Origin of the sequence: Aeromicrobium sp. S22 (assembly GCF_009661045.1) — a bacterium.
GTDB lineage: Bacteria > Actinomycetota > Actinomycetes > Propionibacteriales > Nocardioidaceae > Aeromicrobium > Aeromicrobium yanjiei.
On sequence record NZ_WJWV01000001.1, the window covers coordinates 1,507,252 to 1,525,844 of the forward strand.

Consider the following 18,593-nt stretch of genomic DNA (forward strand, 5'->3'; position numbering starts at 1 on the left):
CTACAAAAGTCCCGGGGATTTCATGAAGCACCGCATCATCCTGCTCGCCCCTGCGCTCACGGCGCTCGTCGGCGGGCTGCTCATCGCGAGCCCCGCGGAGGCGGCGAGCAACAGCGCAACGCTCAAGTCCAAGAGCATCGCGATCTCGTCCAAGGGCACGGGCAAGGTCGCCATCCAGTGCCGCACCAAGAGCACCTGCAAGGGCAAGCTCCGCTTCCTCGGGTCGACCAAGACCACGAGCTACAGCGTCCCGGGCAAGAAGACGACCTACGAGGCAGTCGCGCTCAACGACAGCGCGGCCGCCAACCCGTTCAACGGCGAGTCCGTCAACGGCGAGTACAAGCGCAAGACGGGCGTGACGCTGCGCGTCGCCGAGACGTCGCCCAAGAAGAAGACGCACGACCACAAGGTCACGACCGAGACCCGCAAGTCCAGCCAGCAGATCACCGGCACCGCCGCCGGCGTCGCCGGCAGCACCGTGAGCCAGCTGCGCGTCGAGCTGCTCACGGTCGTGCGCGGCGGCAACACCCTGGTCAAGAAGTTCGACAACGACCTGAGCGACGGCTACGCGTTCACGGTCCCGCTGGGCGCCAACAACTCGCCCTCCGCGACGTACCGGCTGCGCATCACGGGCAAGGACCAGGACGGCATCGCCCGGGCCTGGTTCTGGCGCGGCGCCGACGGCAAGTTCACCGGCGGCGGTCGCTACATCAACGAGGCGACCCCGATCCAGGCCACCAAGAACAGCAACTTCGACGCGGACTTCCGCTACTCCTCGATCGCCGGCGCGGCCTCGGACGGCACGAGCATCACCGCCGTCGGCCAGCCCCGCAGCTTCAGCGGCGCGACCGTCCGTCGCGAGCTCGACTACGTCGGCTGCGCCAACGTCTTCGGCGAGACCAAGGCCAAGGGCGGCCGCTACCGCATCGACTTCCTGCCGTACAACAGCACCGCAGGCGACAAGCGCTACATGATCTCGGCCCGCAAGGGCTCGGTCGACGCCTGGTACGGCAGCACCAGCGAGCGCTTCGGCAGCTGCTTCGACGTGCAGGACTACACGTACTCCCGCAGCAACCTCATCGCGGTCAACGGCTCCGGCCCGGCCGTGCGCGACGCCAGCGTGAGCGGCAACAACAACGAGCTGTACGTCGACGGCAAGTTCTCGGGCTTCAAGCCCACCGCCCAGGGTGACCGCTGGCTCCGCCTGCGCGAGAAGGTCCCGAAGGTCCCGATCCTCGACGCCCCCGTCGTCGCCGAGCGCCAGGCGACGTCCGCGGGCAACGGCTTGTTCAGCAACGTGCCTCCGGGCAAGTACTGGGTCGAGATCGGTCGCCGCACGGGCTGCTCGGACTGGTACCCGAGCCGCTACCCCAACAACAGCGCGTACTTCAAGGGCGCCGACCGCTCGTCGGAGAAGTGGAAGGCCTTCCGCACGCTCGGCTCGCTGTCGGGCGGCAAGAACTCCGGCTTCGAGGGCATCGCCCGCAACGCCCGCCCCAACCCCGCCGGCAAGGCGCAGGAGAAGAAGCCGGCCGGCTACGCGGGCTGGATGTACCGCGGCGTCTGCGGCGCGCGCGGCGCCGGCAACTACACCACGGTCAACATCACCGGCACGGGAAACACCGGCGCGGACCAGCGGCGCATCTCGGTCACCTCGGCCAAGGGCGCCACGGTCACCGGGCGCGTCAAGCGCACCGGCGGTCGTACCAACAAGGAGATGATGGTGCGCCTGTCGTCCACCGACGGCAAGCGGGTCATCCGCACCACGATCACCAACGGCAGCGGCCGTTTCTCGGTCGTGGGCCTGCCCTCGGGCCGCTGGACGGTCTCGGTCAACACCGACTCGTGGCGCGGCATCGGGCGTACGTTCAACGGCAAGAAGGCCGTGACCGTCTCCCGCGGCAAGTCCTACAGCGTGGGAACGCTGCGCTTCCGGGGCTGATCTCGCGGCGGGGGGAGACCCCCTGAGAGTTTGATAGCCTGCGGTGGACCGACTGCTCGCAACCATGTTCTCGGGGAATCCGAATGAGACTGCGCACACCCGTCATCGCGTCAGCTGCAGCAGCAGTGATCGCGGCCCTTCTGACCGCAGCCCCGGCCGAGGCGGCGAGCTACAAGCTCTACGTCAAGTCCTCGCGCATCGCGATCTCCTCGAGCGGCAACGGCAGCGTCCTGGTCAAGTGCAGCTCCAAGAGCACGTGCAAGGGCAAGGTGTCGTTCACCGCCGACACGGGCAAGCCGCGCACTCGAAAATATTCGGTCAAGGGCGGCAAGACGACCCGCATCGCGATCGCGATGCACAACAACGCGCCGGTCAACCCGCACAACGCCCCGGCCGTCGCAGGGCGTGACTACAAGTCGGTCAGCAACGTGTCGGTCAAGGTCGACGAGGACAAGCCCCGCAACACCACGCACTACTACAAGAAGATCACCACCGAGACGCTCGTCTCGCGCCAGCAGATCACCGGACGGGTCACCGGCTACGGCCCCGTGCTGGCCTCGGACATCCGCGTCGACCTGGTCAAGCTGCTGCGCGGAGGCAACACCCAGCTCGTCAAGGGCCAGGACATCAGCGGCAACGGCGGGCGCTTCTCACTGGCGGTCAACCTGGGCGCCGCCAACTCGCCCAGCACCGCGTACCGGCTCCGGATCAGCGGCAAGGACCAGGACGGCATCCGCCGCTCCTGGTACTGGCGCGGCAAGGACGGCAAGCCCACGGGCGGCGGCGCGCACCTGCGCGAGGCGATGGCGGTCCAGGCCACCAAGACCAAGGACTTCGTGGCGGACTTCCGCTACGGCTCGATCTCGGGCACGACCGCCGCGGGAGCCGACGTCACGGTCGCCTCGCCGCCGGCCACCTACAGTGGCGGCACGGTCGTCACGCGCGAGCTCGACCTCCCGTACTGCGCCAACGTGTTCGGCCGCACCGAGGCGTCCGGCAGCGGTGCGTACGCCGTGACGTTCCTGCCGATGACGTCGTCGGGCAACAACCGCTACATGGTCGGCGCGCGCAACAGCAAGACCCAGGCCTGGTACGGCAAGGACAGCACCCGCTACGGCAGCTGCCACGACGCGACCAACTACAAGCGGTCCCGTGCCAACCTCATCACCTTGACCGCGCCGGTCGTGGGCAAGACGCTCGGCGCCTCGCAGAGCAACAACACCGTCAAGGTCAGCGCATCGTTCTCGCCCAGGTACAAGCCCACCGGTCAGGGCGACCGCTGGATCCGGCTGCGCGAGAAGGTCCCCAACGTCCCGGTGCTCGACGCGCCCGTCGTGGCCGAGGGACAGGCGTCGGCATCGGGCAACCGGACGTTCAAGAACCTCGCCCCGGGACGCTACTGGGTCGAGGTGGGCCGGCGCACCGGCTGCTCGGACTGGTACCCGAGCAAGTTCAAGGACAACAGCCTGTACTTCAAGGGCCTGGACCGCGGCTCGGAGAAGTGGAAGGCGTTCAAGCGCCTGCGCGACCTGTCCGGCAACGCCAACGGCGGCTTCGAGCGCATCGCGCGCACCGTCCAGCCCAACCCCGCCACGGGCGCGGAGCAGAACAAGATCGTCCGGGGCTACAAGGGCTGGATGTACCGCGGCTACTGCAAGGCGCACGGCGCGGGCACCGTCAACACGATGGACATCTCCGGCACGGGCCGCACGGTCACCAAGAAGACGAGCCGCAACCCGATCGGAGCGGTCGTCAAGGGCCGGGTCACCCGCGCGAAGGGCAAGACCAACAAGGAGATCATGGTCCGCCTCTCGTCCTCGGCCGGCACCCGCGTGATCCGCACCGACATCACCGACAGCAAGGGCGTCTTCTACGTCGCCGGTCTGCCGTCGGGCAAGTGGACGATCTCGGTCAACTCCGACTCGTGGCGCGGCATCGGGCGCACGTTCAGCGGCCGCCACTCGATCACCGTGAAGGCCGGCCGCGGCTACAACGTCGGCACCCTGCGCTTCAAGGGCTGACCGCGAACCTGAGAGGGTGGTGACATGACAGTCCTGGTCACCGGCGGCGCCGGCTACATCGGCTCACACATCGTCCGCGCGTTCCGGCTCGCCGGCCTGGACTGCGTGGTCGTGGACGACTTCTCCAGCGGTCACCGCGAGTTCGTACCCGAGGACGTCGTGCTGATCGACCACAACATCCTGGACACCACCGTCGTCGCCAAGGCCATGGTCGAGCACGACGTCGACGCGGTCGTCCACCTCGCGGGATTCAAGTACGCGGGCGTCTCGGTGCAGCGTCCGCTGCACACGTACGAGCAGAACGTCCAGGGCACGGTCAGCCTGCTGCAGGCCATGCACGAGGCGGACGTCGACAAGATCGTCTTCTCCTCGAGCGCCGCGGTCTACGGGACCCCCGACGTCGAGCTGGTCACCGAGCAGACGCCGACCGCGCCCGAGTCGCCCTACGGTGAGAGCAAGCTGATCGGGGAGTGGCTGCTGCGCGATGCCGCCCGGGCGTTCCCCTTGCACCACACGTCGCTGCGCTACTTCAACGTCGTCGGCTCCGCGGTGCCGGACCTCTACGACACGAGCCCCCACAATCTGTTCCCGCTGGTCATCGAGGCGCTGCTCGATGGGCGCACGCCGCGCATCAACGGCAACGACTACCCGACCCCCGACGGCACGTGCGTCCGCGACTACATCCACGTCGCAGATCTGGCCGACGCCCACGTCGTCGCGGCGCAGAAGCTGCTCGTCGGCGAGACGTTGGAACCGGTCTACAACCTCGGCAGCGGCGACGGCGTCTCCGTCCGCGAGATCATGACCGCCGTCGCCGACGCGACCGGCATCGCGTTCGAGCCCGAGATCACCGAGCGGCGTCCGGGCGACCCCGCGCGCATCGTCGCCTCGGGCGAGCTGGCGTCCCGCGACCTGGACTGGACCATGCGCCACTCGGTGGCCGACATGGTCTCCAGCGCCTGGGAAGCCCGCCAGGCCCACGCCAGCTGACCGCCTCCCCACCCCGCGCCCGCCCCCGGGTCGGTGCTTACGCCACCGTCTGAGCCAGAATTCGGCCTCAAACGGTGGTGGATCCACCGCCCCGGGGGCGGGGCGGTGCGCAGGGCCTCAGACCCGGCGGATGACCGCGGTGACCTTGCCCAGGATCGTGGCGTGGGTGCCGTCGATGGGGGAGTAGTCGTCGTTGTGCGGGAGCAGCCAGACCTGGCCGTCCTTGCGCTGGAACGTCTTGACCGTGGCCTCGCCGTCGAGCATCGCGGCGACGATCTCACCGTTCTCGGCGTCGGGCTGCTGACGGATCACGACATAGTCGCCGCTGCAGATGGCCGCATCGATCATGGAGTCGCCCGAGACCTCGAGCATGAACAGCGTGCCGTCGCCCACCAGGGACTTGGGCATCGGGAAGATCTCCTCGACCCGCTCCTCGGCCAGGATCGGGCCGCCGGCGGCGATGCGACCGACCATCGGGATGTTGACCGCGGACGGGGCGGCGTCGTTGATGCCGGTCTCGTCGAACGGTGCCGAGCTGCCGGCCGGCTCGGGAGCCGCGCTCATCGAGCGCCGGGCCGCCAGGACGTCCGGGAGGAAGATCTCCAGTGCCCGCGGACGGTTGGGGTCGCGCTTGACGTAGCCGAGCCCCTCGAGTGCGCGCAGCTGGTGGGCGACCGACGACGTGCTGGTCAGGCCGACGGCGGCACCGATCTCGCGCATGCTGGGCGGGTAGCCCCGCTTCTCGATCTCGTCGCGCAGGAACTCGAGCACCTTGCGCTGGCGCGCGGTCAGTCCGGAGGAGTCGGCGGGTCCGTCGGGGAGCTCGGTGACGTCTGCGTTGCGATCATCGGTCATGGCTAGAGGTTAACGCGGATCACACCCGATGTTCAAACATATGTTCGATGGCGTGTCGCGACGCCCTGCCCCTATCGTTGGCCGGTGCCCAAGACCCTCGTGAAGCCCGGTAGTCCTCGTTCGGCCGTCGTCACGGGAGGTGCGCGGGGCATCGGCCGGGCGATCGCGATCGAGCTCGTGGGTCGTGGCTACGAGGTCCTCGTCACAGACGTCGACGGTGAGGGCGCCGAGCGCACGGCGCGAGAGATCGGCGCGGTTGCCGGGATGCGGCTCGATGTCACGGATCCGGCCGCCAACCGCGAGATCGCCGAGCGTGCCCGGCAGATCGCGCCGCTCGGCGCCTGGGTCTGCAACGCGGGGGTCGGCGCGGACGGCGATCTCACCTCGCTGTCGGTCGACCAGGTACGCCTGATGGTGGACGTCAACGTCCTCGGCGTGATGTGGGGCGTACGCGCCGCAGCCGACGCGTTCCGCAACCAGGCGTCCGAGGGGATCCGTGGCGGTGAGATCGGGATCCTGGCCTCGCTCAGCGCGCACGCCCCGGTGCCGGGGCTCAGTGTGTACGCGGCCACGAAGGCCGCGGTGCTGTCGCTGACCACGTCGCTCGCCTCCGAGCTGCACGCCGACCGCATCCGGGTCCACGCGATCTGCCCCGACGGCGTCGACACCAAGATGGTCGAGGGCTTCGACGTCAACGGGGGTGCGCGCGAGATCCTCGCGGCGGGCGTCATGCTGACCCCGACGAGGGTGGCCGAGGAGCTGGTCGGGATGTTCGGCACCCGTCGGATCTACAAGACCGTGCCGCTGTGGCGAGGAGCCATCGGCCGCCTCGCGACGCTGTGGCCGTCCCTGGCCCTGTGGGCGGACCCACTGCTGCGCAGGCTCGGTGCCCGCCGGCTCACCAAGGCCGGCCTGCGCCCCTGACGGGTCAGGTGCGCCGGAACGGGTTGCGAAGGCGCTTGAAGACCGGGGTCCTGCGCGGCTCCTCGACGACCTCGGGCTCCTCGACGATCTCGACGTGGACTTCGTCGCCGTCGGCCTCGGACCCCCGGAGGTCGGCGATCTCCGCATCTTCGGCGACGGTGTCGGGGGTGACGATCTCCTCGCTCACCGCCTCGATCGTGGCGCCGAGCAGGATCGCGTAGAGGCCGATCCAGAGCCACAGCAGCAGCACCACCACACCCGCGAGGGCGCCGTACGTCTTGCCGTAGCTGCCGAAGTTGTCGACGTAGAGCGAGAAGGCCAGGGACACCGCGACCCACATCAGGCTCGCGACGAGGACACCCTTGGTGACCAGCGGGGTCTTCTCGGAGCGATCCGGCGCGATGCGAAAGAGCACGCCGATCGCGACCACCAGGGCGGCGAGCAGCAGCACCCAACGCACGGCGTCGAGCACGACGCGCACGCCCGGCACGACGTCGAAGAGCTGGAAGAACGCGGGCGCCGCGGCGACGAGGGTGATCATCACGAGGAAGAACACGATCGCGCCGACCGTCATCCCGAGCGCCAGCGCCTTCTTCTTGACGAAGTTGCGGTTGTCGCGGATGCCGTACATCGCGTTGATCGCGGTGACCAGGTTGCCGACGCCGCCGGACGCGCTGTAGAACGCCAGTGCCACCGCGACGACCAGTCCGAGACCGAGCGAGCCGCTGGACGTCTGGGTCAGCGAGTCGAGCTGGCCGATGACCAGGGAGGCGGCGTCGGCCGGCAGCGCGTCGGCGATCTCCTTGGACTGGCGCGACACGGTCTCGGGGGAGGCCACCAGGCCGTACACGAGGACGGACGCGATCAGCGCGGGGAACAGGGACAAGAACGTGTAGAACGCGACACCGGCCGCCAGGAGCGGGGCCTGATGGGCCGATGCCTGCTTCCACGCGGTCAGGATCGTGGTCTTCGCGTTCATGCGTCGAACGTAGTGGCGGCGGGGGACACGTGCCTGCCGAGGCCGTCTTGAGTCGGACTGCCCAACAATTCTCCGACGATTTCTGGCCGGTATTGCAGCAGACGACGCCACGCGTTCGAAATTGTGTTCGACAGGTGCTTCCTTTTGTCGGAGGTGCGCCCTATTGTCGTACGTGTGTTCGATCGAACGCCTGTTCGCACCATCGAATGACATCGAGAGCAGCGTTCGCTCGAACCACCTAGACCCCCACACCGTCTCACTTCCCCCACGGAGGCACCCATGAGCACCATCACCTTCAGCCAGTTCGACGCCCGCGACATGCGCCCGGTGCGCAGCGTCCGCAGCCAGCAGCAGCCCGCCGCGCACGTACGCCTGACCCGGCGCGGCAAGGCCGTCATCCTGGCGGCCACCGTCGTCGCGATCGCCGTGCTGGCGGTCATGTTCGGCCCGTCCTCGACCGCGACCAGCGAGGCCGGCACTCCCGGGGCCACCACGTCCGTGCGCGTCATGTCGGGTCACACCCTGTGGGAGATCGCTGCCGAGGCCAACCCCAACGGTGACATCCGCAAGACGGTCGACGACATCATCGAGCTCAACTCGCTCCCCAACGCCTCCGCCCTGCAGATGGGTTCGGAGATCGCGGTGCCGGTCTACGACAAGTAGCCGACGCCACCAGACGCAGCCCGGCGAGGTCACAAGGGAAGGTGACCACGCCGGGCTTCGTCATGTCTGCGGTAGGGGACAATGGCCGCATGCGAATTCATGTGGTGGCCGATGCGTCGGACCGCGACGGCGGCTACGTCGTCGATCGGCTCGTCGAGCATGGCGGCGAGATCGTCGAGCTCGACCGGGACGACCTCACGGCGTACGACGCGCTCGGCGGCAGCGACATGATCCTGCTGCTCGGCTCGGACAAGTCCGCCCATGACGACCGCTGGATCGACGCGGTCACCTCCGAGGTCAAGCTGATCCGCTCGGCGCTTGCGGACGGGACTCCCGTGATGGGGATCTGCTACGGCGCCCAGGTCATGGCCCGCGCGCTGGGCGGCACGTCATGGCGCTCGGACCGGGCCGAGCTCGGCTGGGCACGTGTCGACACCGTCGACCCGGTCCTGTGCCCTGAGGGCCCATGGGGGCAGATGCACACGGACGTCTTCGCGCCCGGCCCGACCTCCCGCGTCCTCGGCACGTCGTGGCGAGGCCCGCAGTGCTTCATCGACGACGCATTCGGGGCCAGGGCGATCGCCTGGCAGTTCCATCCCGAGGTGACGCCGCAGACGTACGCCCGCTGGGTCCGCGACGGCTACTTCGGCGACACGGGCGAGGACCCGAAGGACCTGATCCGCCAGGCGTACGTGCACGCGCCGAAGGCCCGCAACCTGGCCAATCTGCTGACCGACGCGGCCCTGGACTACCTGCGAGTGGCCCGATGAGCCGGCCGAGCGGCTACGACTGGACCGTCCGCGGCAAGGAGGTCGTCATCTCCCACCACGGCGTCGAGGCCGCGGTGCTGCGGGGGGAGCGGGCGCACCAGTTCGTGCGCGAGGCCGAGAAGGGCGACCAGCAGCTGCTGATGGCGCGCGTCGCGGACGGGACCTACAAGGCGCCGGGCGAGCGTCGGTCCGGCCCCAAGCCCCGCCCGCGCAGCCGTCGCTGAGCCTGCGGACAGAACGGAACCCCGACTCAGCGCGTGGGTCGGGGTTCCGCGTCCGTGGGGTTGTTACTTGATGACGTCAGCTGCCTCGTGCGCGGCCTTCGCCGCCGACTTCTCCGTCTTGGCGCCCTGCGTCGACAGCGCGCCGCCCGTGTTCTCCAGGTGGGCGCGGACGAACCAGTGGAAGAGCTCGAGCTTGGTCAGCTGACCGACGAGCATGTCCTCGGTCACCGGGTCCAGCTCGCCCGCGGCGTCGAGGGCCTTGCGGTGGTCCTGGAGCAGGTTGATGTAGACCTCGTCGAGCGCGCCGAGGTGCTCGTTCGTCGTGGCGCGACCGAGGGAGTAGTCCTCCCAGGTGCGGCCGGCGACGATCGCACCGGGGGTGCCCATCGGCGAGACGCCGAGCGTCGCGATGCGCTCCGCGGTCTCGTCGACCATCGCGATGACCTCGTCCACGTGGGGATCGATCATCTCGTGGACGGCGATGAAGTGGGGGCCGACGACGTTCCAGTGCACGTGCTTCAGCGTCAGGTGCAGGTCGCTCAGGGCGTTGAGGCGCTCCTGCAGGATGCCGGCGAGCTTCTTGCCTTCAGCGTTGCTGAGGCCGGGAATCGTGAATTTCGGAGTGGAAGTAGCCATGGCCGGTGCGTACCCATCTGAGCGGTCTTCACACATCTGAGAGCCGATGTGCATCTGCGGTCGAAGCCCGTTAGTGTCTTTCACCGCTGTTGCGCGCCCACAAGGCGCACCCGCAACGGCAACATCTCCAGGGAGGGAACCCCATGGGAATCATCGGATTCATCGTCGTCGGCCTCATCGCCGGATTCATCGCCCGCGCAGTTGTCCCGGGCAAGGACGACTTCGGCATCATCGGCACGATCATCCTCGGCATCATCGGCTCGTTCGTGGGTGGCTTCCTCGGCTCGCTGCTGAGTGACGGCCCCGCCGACCTGACCGCCGCCGGCATCATCGGCTCGATCATCGGTGCCATCGTCGCGCTGATCGCCTACAACGCGATCACGGGTCGCAAGAAGGTCTGACCCCGCCGTACGCACGAAGGACCGCCCCTCACCTGCGAGGGGCGGTCCTTCGCGTTCCGGGGCTACCAGACGTTCGCGCGCGGTGGTCCCCGTGGCTGGGCCGCAGGGGTGTGGCGGGCAGGCATAGATTGGTGGTGTGGCCTTGATCGTGTGTCCCTTGTGCGTCCGTGAGGACGATGTCTTCTTGATCCGCACCCTGCCGGACGGTCGCAAGGAGGCCCGGTGCGACGACTGCGACTTCGTCTTCACGTACGGGTCCCCGGTCGAGGCGCCCAAGCCTGCCGCGACCCGGACGAGGGCCGCGCCCCGCACGCGTACGGCCGCTCCGGTCAAGCCGTCGGTGCTGCCGATCGTGGTGGCGCGCAAGCAGTTCCCGACCGCCGCCGACGCGCCCCTGGAGCGCGTCCAGCAGGCGCTGATGCGCAAGCACGAGTTCCTCGCGACGGTGCCGTACGCGGTCGCGCCCACAGTCGCGGCGCACTGGAAGAAGTATCAGTGGGTGTTCTCGGCCGACGGCTTGGACCGCGCGGCCAACTACGACTTGCAGCAGTTCGTGCACGACCGGACCGGCGGCGACCCCGGCAGCACGGCCGAGCTCGACAAGGCCTGGACGCTCATGGGCGAGCTCGAGGGCGCGCGGCGCGTACGGGCCACGATCCAGCACCTGCTGCGCGGGCCGGGCGACGTCGAGGACCGCTTCACCGAGCTCGCCGAGGGGACGTACGCCGAGTCGATGCCCGGATTCGGCGAGGCGCTGCTGACCAAGACGCTCGCGATCGCCGAGCCCCACCGGTTCCTGCCGATCCTGTCGCTCGACGAGAAGCGGCGCATCGCCGAGGCGGTGTACGGCGTCGAGATCCCGGCCGCCGGAGTCGGCTCCTGGACGGTCGGCCGGCTTGTCGTGTGGACCAACGACCTCCTGGTCGAGCTCGTGGGCGAGGACCTCGAGGACCTGTTCCACGTCGCGCAGTTCCTGCGCTGGGCCGTCGAGCAGTAGCCCTCAGCTCGAGGCCGCGGTCGTCCCGTCGGTGTCGAACCGCTGGTCCAGGGCGCCAGTGGCGCGCAGCTCGGCGGGCGACATCGCGGCACCCCACAGCCAGCCCTGGGCGAGGGGGCACCGGCGGGCCCGCAGCGCGTCGAGGTGCTCGGCGGTCTCGACCCCCTCGGCGACGACGACCAGGTCGAGCGAGCCGGCCAGCTCGATCAGCGTCGTCACGATCGCGAGGGAGTGCGCGTCGTGGGGGATGCCGTGCACGAACCCGCGGTCGATCTTGAGCTCCGTGATCGGCAGGTCGCGCAGGTACGCCATCGAGCTGTAGCCCGTGCCGAAGTCGTCGATCGCGATGCCGAAGCCGTGGTCGCGCAGCCGCTGCAGCACGTCGATCGCGACGTCCTTGTCGGCCATGATCGCGCTCTCGGTGATCTCCCAGGTGATGCCGGCGGGGTCGAGTCCCGCCTCCTCGACCGCCTCGATGATGTACGTGTCGAGCCCCTCCATGAGGCTCTGCCCGGAGAGGTTGACCGCCAGCGTCGCTCGCTCTGGCATCGTCCAGTCGCCCTTGAGCTCGGCGACGTCGCGCAGCGCGCGACGGATGACCCAGCGATCGAGCTCGGCCGCGATGCCGCTCTGCTCGGCCAGAGCGATGAAGCGCGACGGTGCGACCTCTCCGCGCGTCGGGTGCTGCCAGCGGGCCAGCGCCTCGACTCCTGCGACCTCGCCGGTGCTGATGTCGACGACGGGCTGGTAGTGCATCTCGAAGCTGTCGTCGGCCAGGGCGGTCAGCAGGTCGGCGCCGAGCGTGTAGCGCTCCTCGGCCTGCTCGGCCAGGGCGGTGTCGAACATCCGTGCGCGGCCGCGACCGCTGGCCTTCGCGGCGTACATCGCGGTGTCGGCGAAGCGCAGCAGGTCCTCCGCGGACGGCGCGGGGGACATCGCGATGCCGATGGTCGCGCCGATGCGGATGCGGTGATGGTCGATCCGGTACGTCTTGGCCAGCACGTCCAGCAGGCGGTGCGCCGTCGCGGACGCCGCCTCCTCGGTGGTCTCGTGCAGCACGACCACGAACTCGTCGCCGCCGAACCGCGCGACGAGGTCCTCGGAGCGTACGACCGATCGCAGCCGGTCGGCGACCTGGAGCAGGACCCCGTCGCCCGCGGTGTGGCCGCGGCCGTCGTTGACGTCCTTGAAGTGGTCGAGATCGATGAAGAGAACGGCCGTGCCCGGGGCGTCGGGACTCGCAAGGTGCTCCATCAGCATCGTGCGGTTGACCAGGCCGGTGAGCTCGTCGTGCTCGGCTGCATGCCGGAGCTCGCGCTCGCTGCGACGTTGCTCGGTGATGTCGGAGACCATCGCGAGCGATCCTTGGGGCACGCCGTCGACGTCCGGCATGGGCGAGGCGGCGACCCACAGGGCACGCGCGGTGCCGTCGGGATGCTTGTAGGCGAGCTCATAGCGTTCGGGCCCCCGAAGGGCGCGCTCCTTGACCCTCCGGGCCACCTCACGCGCGCCGGCCTCGTCGAACATCGACCAGGCCGCGGTGCCGGTGAGATCCCCGGGCGGCAGTCCCAGCATCACGGAGAACTGAGTGTTGGCATAGGTGACGACACCGTCGGGGCCGATCACGATGATGCCCTCCTCGGCGGTGTCGGCGATCGCGCGGTAACGGGCCTCGGAGTCGCGCAGCGCGTTGGCGGCCTCGACGTGCGCGGTGACGTCGCGGATGGTCGTGACGACGACGGCGGCCTCGGTGTCCAGCAGGTTGGTGGACGTCTGCTCGGCCCACATCCACTCGCCGGAGGGCCGTCGTATGCGGTAGCGCCAGCTGTGCGAGGCGCGCTGCGACATGGCCTGGGTCCAGTTCCGGCTGACCTCCGCGCGATCGTCGGGGTGCACCGAGGCCCACGGATCGGTGAGCGAGCCGAGGTAGTCCGCGCCGAACATCTCGAGCCCGGCCGGGGAGGCGTACACGTTGCGTCCCTCCGCGTCGAACAGCGTGATGAAGTCGCGCGATCGGGAGGCGACGATGTCGAACGTGCTCTGCAGGCGGCTGCGGGCCTGCTCGCTGTCGCGGAGCGGCCGCAGGTCCTGCAGCGCCGCGGCGCAGCCGTTGGGCTGCCCGTCCGCGTCGCGCAGGAGGGTCGCGTCGATGCGTACGGGGACGGGCTGGCCGTCGGCGTCCGTGAGCAGGCGGTCGACCTGTGCCCACTCGGTGGCTCCGTGCCTCAGCGCGGCGAGGACGCGCTCGGCGTCACCGGGGTCGTCCGGGTGGGTGATCGAGGCCGCGGCGGTGTCGATCAGCGCCTCACGGTCGCGGCCGACCAGTGCGCAGAAGGCGTCGTTGACGGCCAGGTACGTGCCTTCGAGCGATTGCACGACCTGGGGGAGCGGGGACTGGTCGAACCGGGCCCGGAATCGCATCTCCTCCTCGCGGAGCCGGCGGTCCTGCTCCCTCTGCTCGGTGATGTCGGTGAGGTTGCCGACCATCGAGCGCACGTCGGGGTCGCCGCGGAGATCGCGGATGACGACCCGCGCCCAGCTGGTGCCTCCGCCCGGGTGGATCAGGCGGGTCTCGAAGGCCGCGCCCGTACGTCGTCCCGACACGACGTCGAGCCAGACCTGGTGGGTCCGGCACCGGTCGTCCTCGGCGACGAAGGACAGCCCGTTGCGCCCCACCACGTCCTCGACGGCCCAGCCGAGTCGCTCGGACAGGGAGGAGGTGACCGACGTGAGGGTGCCGGACTCGTCGGCGGTGAAGACGATGTCGGTCGACCCGCGCAGCAGGGCCAGCCAGTGGCGTTGCAGCCGGGCGACCTCGCGCTCGGAGTCGCGGTGGTCGGTCTCGTCGATCACGACGACGGTCAGCCGGTCGTCCGCCGTCGGGGTCAGCACGAGACGGGTGTCGAGGTCGTGGCCGCCGGGAGTCCTCACGCGCACGACCACGTGGGTGCAGGAGCGGGTGGCCGTGGCGGCCCGCAGGCACTCCTCGATGCCGTCGGCGTCGTCGGGCGTACGACCGAGGGAGGCGAGCGTGGTCCCGATCAGGTCGGCGCTGCCGTCGGCCAGGAGCGAGACGAACGGTGCGTCCGCGTCGACGATCCTGCCGGCGGCGTCCACCGTGGCGCAGGGCGCCACCGAGGGAGTCTGCATGCGGCACTCCGATCGGAGGGGGGCGGGCTCGCTCATCCTAGGTGGGGAGGGGGTCCACGGGCCGGAAACCGCCCGAGCGACACGCCCTCCACGTGTGACTGGTGTGACTCGTACTACCCCTGACCTGCGCAGTTGCCGGGACCCCGGGACATACCCCAGAAATGTCACCGCTGTTTGCCAGAGTCGATTGCATGCGTCGTACCCGCGGCGTATGGTTACCACTACATCTAGTACTTACACGGATGTAGTTCTCCACATGTTGGTCCACAGAAGTCGTCCTCGATGCACAGATATCGCGTCGAGTGCACAGGTGGGTCCACAGATTCATCCCCAAGCCGCCACCGGAAGGAGCGCCGTCGTGCACTGCCCGTTCTGCAAGAACACCGACACCAAGGTGCTCGACAGCCGTGTGGCCGACGAGGGTGGCGCCATCCGGCGTCGCCGCGTCTGCGCGCAGTGCGAGAAGCGCTTCACCACGATCGAGCAGATGCAGCTCATGATCTCCAAGCGGTCCGGCGCGACCGAGCCGTTCGTCCGTGACAAGGCCATCGCCGGCGTCGCCAAGGCGTGCAAGGGTCGTCCGGTCTCGGCCGACGACCTGGCGCGCCTCGGCCAGCAGGTCGAGGACGCGTTGCGCGATCGTGGCGCTGCAGAGATCCCGGCCCACGAGGTGGGCCTTGCCATCCTCGAGCCGCTCAAGGCCCTCGACGAGGTCGCCTACCTGCGGTTCGCGAGCGTCTACAAGTCCTTCGAGTCGGTCGACGACTTCGCCGCCGAGATCGCGAGCCTGATGGTCGCCTCGGCCGATGGAGAGCTGGCCGAGGAGTCGCGCGACTCCACCCACGAGCACGACGGCTGACGAAACACCCAGCCGCCCGGGGTTGTTGACACAGGTGACCCCGCCGCACGCCCGAGACACCTGAAACTCCGGCACCACAGCACGTACACCCACCCGCACACACAGGAGCATCTCCATGACGGAAACGGTCAGCGGCCCCACGGGGTCCCCTCGCAAGGCAGCCGCGAAGACCTCAGGCAAGGGCCTGAAGATCCAGCGCGTCTACACGACGGCGGGGGTGCACCCGTACGACGCCGTGACCTGGGAGCGTCGCGACGTCGTCCAGACCAACTGGAAGACCGGCGAGAACGTCTTCGAGCAGCGCGGTGTGGAGTTCCCCGACTTCTGGAGCGTCAACGCCTCCACGATCGTCACGACCAAGTACTTCCGCGGCGCCGTCGGCAGCCCCGAGCGTGAGCAGAGCCTCAAGCAGCTGCTCGACCGCGTCGTGCTGACGTACACCGCGGCCGGCAAGGAGCACGGCTACTTCGCGAGCGACGCCGACGCCGAGGTCTTCGAGCACGAGCTGACGCACATGCTCCTGCACCAGGTCTTCAGCTTCAACAGCCCGGTGTGGTTCAACGTGGGCACGTCCAGCCCCCAGCAGGTCAGCGCCTGCTTCATCCTCGCGGTGGATGACTCGATGGACTCGATCCTCAACTGGTACAAGGAGGAGGGCCTGATCTTCAAGGGTGGATCGGGCGCCGGCCTCAACCTGTCGCGCATCCGCTCGTCCAAGGAGCTGCTCCGCTCCTCGGGCGGCACCGCGTCGGGTCCGGTCTCCTTCATGCGCGGTGCGGACGCGTCCGCGGGCACCATCAAGTCCGGCGGCGCCACGCGTCGTGCGGCCAAGATGGTCGTCCTCGACGTCGACCACCCCGACATCGAGGAGTTCGTGGCCACCAAGGCGCGCGAGGAGGACAAGATCCGTGTCCTGCGCGACGCCGGCTACGACATGGACCTCGGCGGCGCCGACATCACGTCGGTGCAGTACCAGAACGCCAACAACTCGATCCGCGTCAACGACGAGTTCATGCACGCGGTCGAGGAGGGCACGGAGTTCGGTCTTCGCGCCCGCACCACCGGTGAGGTCATCGAGACCGTCGACGCGCGCAAGCTGTGGACCGACATCGCGCAGGCCGCGTGGGCGTGCGCCGATCCGGGCATCCAGTACGACGGCACGATCAACGACTGGCACACCTCGCCCGAGGCCGGCCGCATCACGGCGTCCAACCCGTGCTCGGAGTACATGCACCTGGACAACTCCAGCTGCAACCTCGCGAGCCTCAACCTGCTGAAGTTCCTCAAGGACGACGGCTCGTTCGACACCGAGACGTTCGTCAAGGCGACCGAGCTGATCATCACCGCGATGGACATCAGCATCTGCTTCGCGGACTTCCCGACCGAGGCGATCGGCGACACCACGCGTGCGTACCGTCAGCTCGGCATCGGCTTTGCCAACCTCGGCGCGCTGCTCATGGCCTCGGGCCTGGCGTACGACTCCGACGGCGGCCGCGCCCTCGCCGGTGCGATCACGTCGCTGATGACCGGTACGTCCTACCGCCGCTCGGCCGAGCTCGCCGGCGTCGTCGGTCCCTACGACGGCTTCGCCCAGAATGCCTCGGCGCACGAGCGCGTCATGCGCAAGCACCAGGCCGCGAACGACGAGATCCGCACGGTCCACGGCATGGACATCGCCGTGCACCGCGCCGCCGCCAAGCAGTGGGCCGACAACCTCAAGGTCGGCGCCAAGAACGGCTGGCGCAACAGCCAGGCGTCCGTCCTGGCGCCCACCGGCACCATCGGCTTCATGATGGACTGCGACACGACCGGCATCGAGCCGGACTTCTCGCTGGTCAAGTTCAAGAAGCTCGTCGGTGGCGGCTCGATGCAGATTGTCAACCAGACGATCCCGGCAGCGCTGAAGAAGCTCGGATACACCGGCGAGACCATCGAGGCCATCGTCGAGTACATCGCCGAGAACGGTCACGTCGTCGACGCGCCCGGCCTCAAGACCGAGCACTACGAGATCTTCGACACCGCGATGGGCCAGCGCTCGATCAAGCCCATGGGCCACGTCAAGATGATGGCTGCGTGCCAGCCGTTCCTGTCCGGCGCGATCTCCAAGACGGTCAACCTGCCCGAGACCGCCACGGTCGAGGAGATCCAGGACGTCTACTTCCAGGGCTGGAAGCTCGGCCTCAAGGCGCTCGCGGTCTACCGCGACAACTGCAAGGTCGGCCAGCCGCTCTCGGACGGCAAGGAGGCCAAGTCGTCGGGTTCGACCGAGGTCAAGGAAGTCATCAAGGAAGTCATCGTCGAGAAGCCGATCCGTCGTCGCCTGCCGAAGTCGCGCCAGGCCATCACGACGTCGTTCTCCGTCGGTGGCGCCGAGGGCTACATGACCTCGGGTGCCCACGAGGACGGCTCGCTCGGCGAGATCTTCATGAAGCTCGGCAAGCAGGGCTCGACCCTGGCCGGAATGATGGACGCCTTCTCGATCGCGATCAGCATCTCGCTGCAGTACGGCGTGCCGCTGGAGACCTTCGTGCAGAAGTTCACCAACATGAAGTTCGAGCCCGCCGGTCTGACCGACGACCCGGACGTCCGCATGAGCCAGTCGATCATGGACTACACGTTCCGTCGCCTGGCCCTGGACTACCTGGACTTCGACACCCGCTCGGCTCTCGGCATCTTCTCGGCCGACGAGCGTCAGCGCTACCTCGACACCGGATCGCACCAGCCGATCTCGGCGGGCACCACCGCCGCCGAGCTGATCGACGACGCCCCGGTGGAGGACGTCCCGGTCGCCAGGGAGCGCAGCGACCGTGAGGGCGAAGCCCGAGGCGACGTCAACGTCTCCGCGGACATCAACGTCTCCGGCGACAGCAACGCGGCAGCCGCCTCCAAGCCCGCCCCGGCCACCGCGCACACCAGCGCCGAGCTGTTCGAGCAGATCACCGGCTCCGCGGTCGACTCGCCGCTGTGCATGACCTGCGGCACCAAGATGCGTCCCGCCGGCTCCTGCCACGTGTGCGAGGGCTGCGGCAGCACCAGCGGCTGCAGCTGATACGTAGTCGCGCCAAGCGTCCGGCCCGGTTCCTCCTCACGGAGGGGCCGGGCCGGCCCCGTTGTGCCCCTTCGTTCGCCAGGGAGCGCAGCGACCGTGAGGGCGAAGCCCGAGGCGAACAACGCGAGCCACT

15 protein-coding genes are annotated in these 18,593 nt (G+C 68.9%); 11 read left to right on the top strand and 4 right to left on the bottom strand.

Features of this window, described 5'->3' with window-relative positions; all coding sequences use genetic code 11:
• Positions 1–22: 22 nt before the first annotated feature.
• From GEV27_RS07445 to galE, 3 genes are all read left to right on the top strand, one after another.
• A complete protein-coding gene (locus tag GEV27_RS07445) occupies positions 23–1,942 on the top strand; it encodes a carboxypeptidase-like regulatory domain-containing protein (protein ID WP_153933790.1) in 1,920 nt (639 codons plus the stop codon).
• Positions 1,943–2,025: 83 nt separating this feature from the next.
• Positions 2,026–3,963 (top strand): hypothetical protein, encoded by a 1,938-nt coding sequence (locus tag GEV27_RS07450; protein ID WP_153933791.1) that lies wholly within the window; start codon positions 2,026–2,028, stop codon positions 3,961–3,963.
• A 24-nt stretch (positions 3,964–3,987) separates the two neighbouring features.
• Positions 3,988–4,953, top strand: a complete 966-nt coding sequence (galE, locus tag GEV27_RS07455; protein ID WP_153933792.1) for a UDP-glucose 4-epimerase GalE — start codon at positions 3,988–3,990, stop codon at positions 4,951–4,953.
• 117 nt (positions 4,954–5,070) lie between these two features.
• Here the strand turns inward: galE and lexA are convergent, their stop codons facing one another.
• Entirely contained in the window at positions 5,071–5,808 is a 738-nt protein-coding gene (lexA, locus tag GEV27_RS07460) for a transcriptional repressor LexA (RefSeq protein ID WP_153933793.1), read from the bottom strand.
• A gap of 84 nt (positions 5,809–5,892) precedes the next feature.
• Here lexA and GEV27_RS07465 point away from each other — a divergent pair, with 84 nt between their 5' ends.
• The gene (locus GEV27_RS07465; RefSeq protein ID WP_309222092.1) at positions 5,893–6,732 is read left to right on the top strand and encodes an SDR family oxidoreductase; all 840 of its coding nucleotides are present in this window, start codon (positions 5,893–5,895) and stop codon (positions 6,730–6,732) included.
• A gap of 4 nt (positions 6,733–6,736) precedes the next feature.
• Here the strand turns inward: GEV27_RS07465 and GEV27_RS07470 are convergent, their stop codons facing one another.
• Positions 6,737–7,711 (bottom strand): YihY/virulence factor BrkB family protein, encoded by a 975-nt coding sequence (locus tag GEV27_RS07470; protein WP_194839831.1) that lies wholly within the window; start codon positions 7,709–7,711, stop codon positions 6,737–6,739.
• A gap of 279 nt (positions 7,712–7,990) precedes the next feature.
• Between GEV27_RS07470 and GEV27_RS07475 the strand changes: the two genes are divergently transcribed.
• The 3 genes from GEV27_RS07475 (at position 7,991) to GEV27_RS07485 (ending at position 9,368) form a co-directional block, all read left to right on the top strand.
• Positions 7,991–8,374, top strand: a complete 384-nt coding sequence (locus GEV27_RS07475; protein ID WP_153910653.1) for a LysM domain-containing protein — start codon at positions 7,991–7,993, stop codon at positions 8,372–8,374.
• Positions 8,375–8,463: 89 nt separating this feature from the next.
• Entirely contained in the window at positions 8,464–9,144 is a 681-nt protein-coding gene (locus GEV27_RS07480; protein ID WP_194839830.1) for a type 1 glutamine amidotransferase, read from the top strand.
• Positions 9,141–9,368, top strand: coding sequence for a hypothetical protein (locus GEV27_RS07485; RefSeq protein ID WP_153910655.1), 228 nt, complete (start codon positions 9,141–9,143; stop codon positions 9,366–9,368). Before GEV27_RS07480 ends, GEV27_RS07485 begins: the two co-directional genes overlap by 4 nt.
• Before the next feature lie 63 nt (positions 9,369–9,431).
• On the opposite strand, the gene GEV27_RS07490 is transcribed toward GEV27_RS07485, so the two are convergent.
• Positions 9,432–10,004, bottom strand: coding sequence for a Dps family protein (locus GEV27_RS07490; protein WP_153653125.1), 573 nt, complete (start codon positions 10,002–10,004; stop codon positions 9,432–9,434).
• 143 nt (positions 10,005–10,147) lie between these two features.
• Between GEV27_RS07490 and GEV27_RS07495 the strand changes: the two genes are divergently transcribed.
• Both GEV27_RS07495 and GEV27_RS07500 read left to right on the top strand, forming a co-directional pair.
• Entirely contained in the window at positions 10,148–10,405 is a 258-nt protein-coding gene (locus tag GEV27_RS07495) for a GlsB/YeaQ/YmgE family stress response membrane protein (RefSeq protein WP_153653124.1), read from the top strand.
• 184 nt (positions 10,406–10,589) lie between these two features.
• Positions 10,590–11,402 (top strand): hypothetical protein, encoded by an 813-nt coding sequence (locus GEV27_RS07500; protein ID WP_153910657.1) that lies wholly within the window; start codon positions 10,590–10,592, stop codon positions 11,400–11,402.
• A gap of 3 nt (positions 11,403–11,405) precedes the next feature.
• Here the strand turns inward: GEV27_RS07500 and GEV27_RS07505 are convergent, their stop codons facing one another.
• Entirely contained in the window at positions 11,406–14,552 is a 3,147-nt protein-coding gene (locus GEV27_RS07505) for an EAL domain-containing protein (RefSeq protein WP_194944148.1), read from the bottom strand.
• A gap of 358 nt (positions 14,553–14,910) precedes the next feature.
• On the opposite strand from GEV27_RS07505, the gene nrdR reads away from it, so the two are divergent.
• On the top strand, positions 14,911–15,411 hold the full coding sequence (gene nrdR / locus GEV27_RS07510; RefSeq protein WP_153653121.1) for a transcriptional regulator NrdR: 501 nt from the start codon (positions 14,911–14,913) through the stop codon (positions 15,409–15,411).
• A 115-nt stretch (positions 15,412–15,526) separates the two neighbouring features.
• Positions 15,527–18,460, top strand: coding sequence for a vitamin B12-dependent ribonucleotide reductase (locus GEV27_RS07515; RefSeq protein ID WP_153933795.1), 2,934 nt, complete (start codon positions 15,527–15,529; stop codon positions 18,458–18,460).
• Positions 18,461–18,593 lie beyond the last annotated feature (133 nt).

What these genes read in the sequence shown, in the direction of transcription:
- GEV27_RS07515 (WP_153933795.1), top strand. Translation starts at nt 15,527, where the DNA reads ATGACGGAAACGGTCAGCGGCCCCACGGGGTCCCCTCGCAAGGCAGCC.
- GEV27_RS07475 (WP_153910653.1), top strand. Translation starts at nt 7,991, where the DNA reads ATGAGCACCATCACCTTCAGCCAGTTCGACGCCCGCGACATGCGCCCG.
- GEV27_RS07485 (WP_153910655.1), top strand. Translation starts at nt 9,141, where the DNA reads ATGAGCCGGCCGAGCGGCTACGACTGGACCGTCCGCGGCAAGGAGGTC.
- lexA (WP_153933793.1), bottom strand. Translation starts at nt 5,808, where the DNA reads ATGACCGATGATCGCAACGCAGACGTCACCGAGCTCCCCGACGGACCC.
- galE (WP_153933792.1), top strand. Translation starts at nt 3,988, where the DNA reads ATGACAGTCCTGGTCACCGGCGGCGCCGGCTACATCGGCTCACACATC.
- GEV27_RS07450 (WP_153933791.1), top strand. Translation starts at nt 2,026, where the DNA reads ATGAGACTGCGCACACCCGTCATCGCGTCAGCTGCAGCAGCAGTGATC.
- GEV27_RS07480 (WP_194839830.1), top strand. Translation starts at nt 8,464, where the DNA reads ATGCGAATTCATGTGGTGGCCGATGCGTCGGACCGCGACGGCGGCTAC.
- GEV27_RS07495 (WP_153653124.1), top strand. Translation starts at nt 10,148, where the DNA reads ATGGGAATCATCGGATTCATCGTCGTCGGCCTCATCGCCGGATTCATC.
- GEV27_RS07445 (WP_153933790.1), top strand. Translation starts at nt 23, where the DNA reads ATGAAGCACCGCATCATCCTGCTCGCCCCTGCGCTCACGGCGCTCGTC.
- GEV27_RS07470 (WP_194839831.1), bottom strand. Translation starts at nt 7,711, where the DNA reads ATGAACGCGAAGACCACGATCCTGACCGCGTGGAAGCAGGCATCGGCC.
- GEV27_RS07505 (WP_194944148.1), bottom strand. Translation starts at nt 14,552, where the DNA reads ATGCAGACTCCCTCGGTGGCGCCCTGCGCCACGGTGGACGCCGCCGGC.
- GEV27_RS07490 (WP_153653125.1), bottom strand. Translation starts at nt 10,004, where the DNA reads ATGGCTACTTCCACTCCGAAATTCACGATTCCCGGCCTCAGCAACGCT.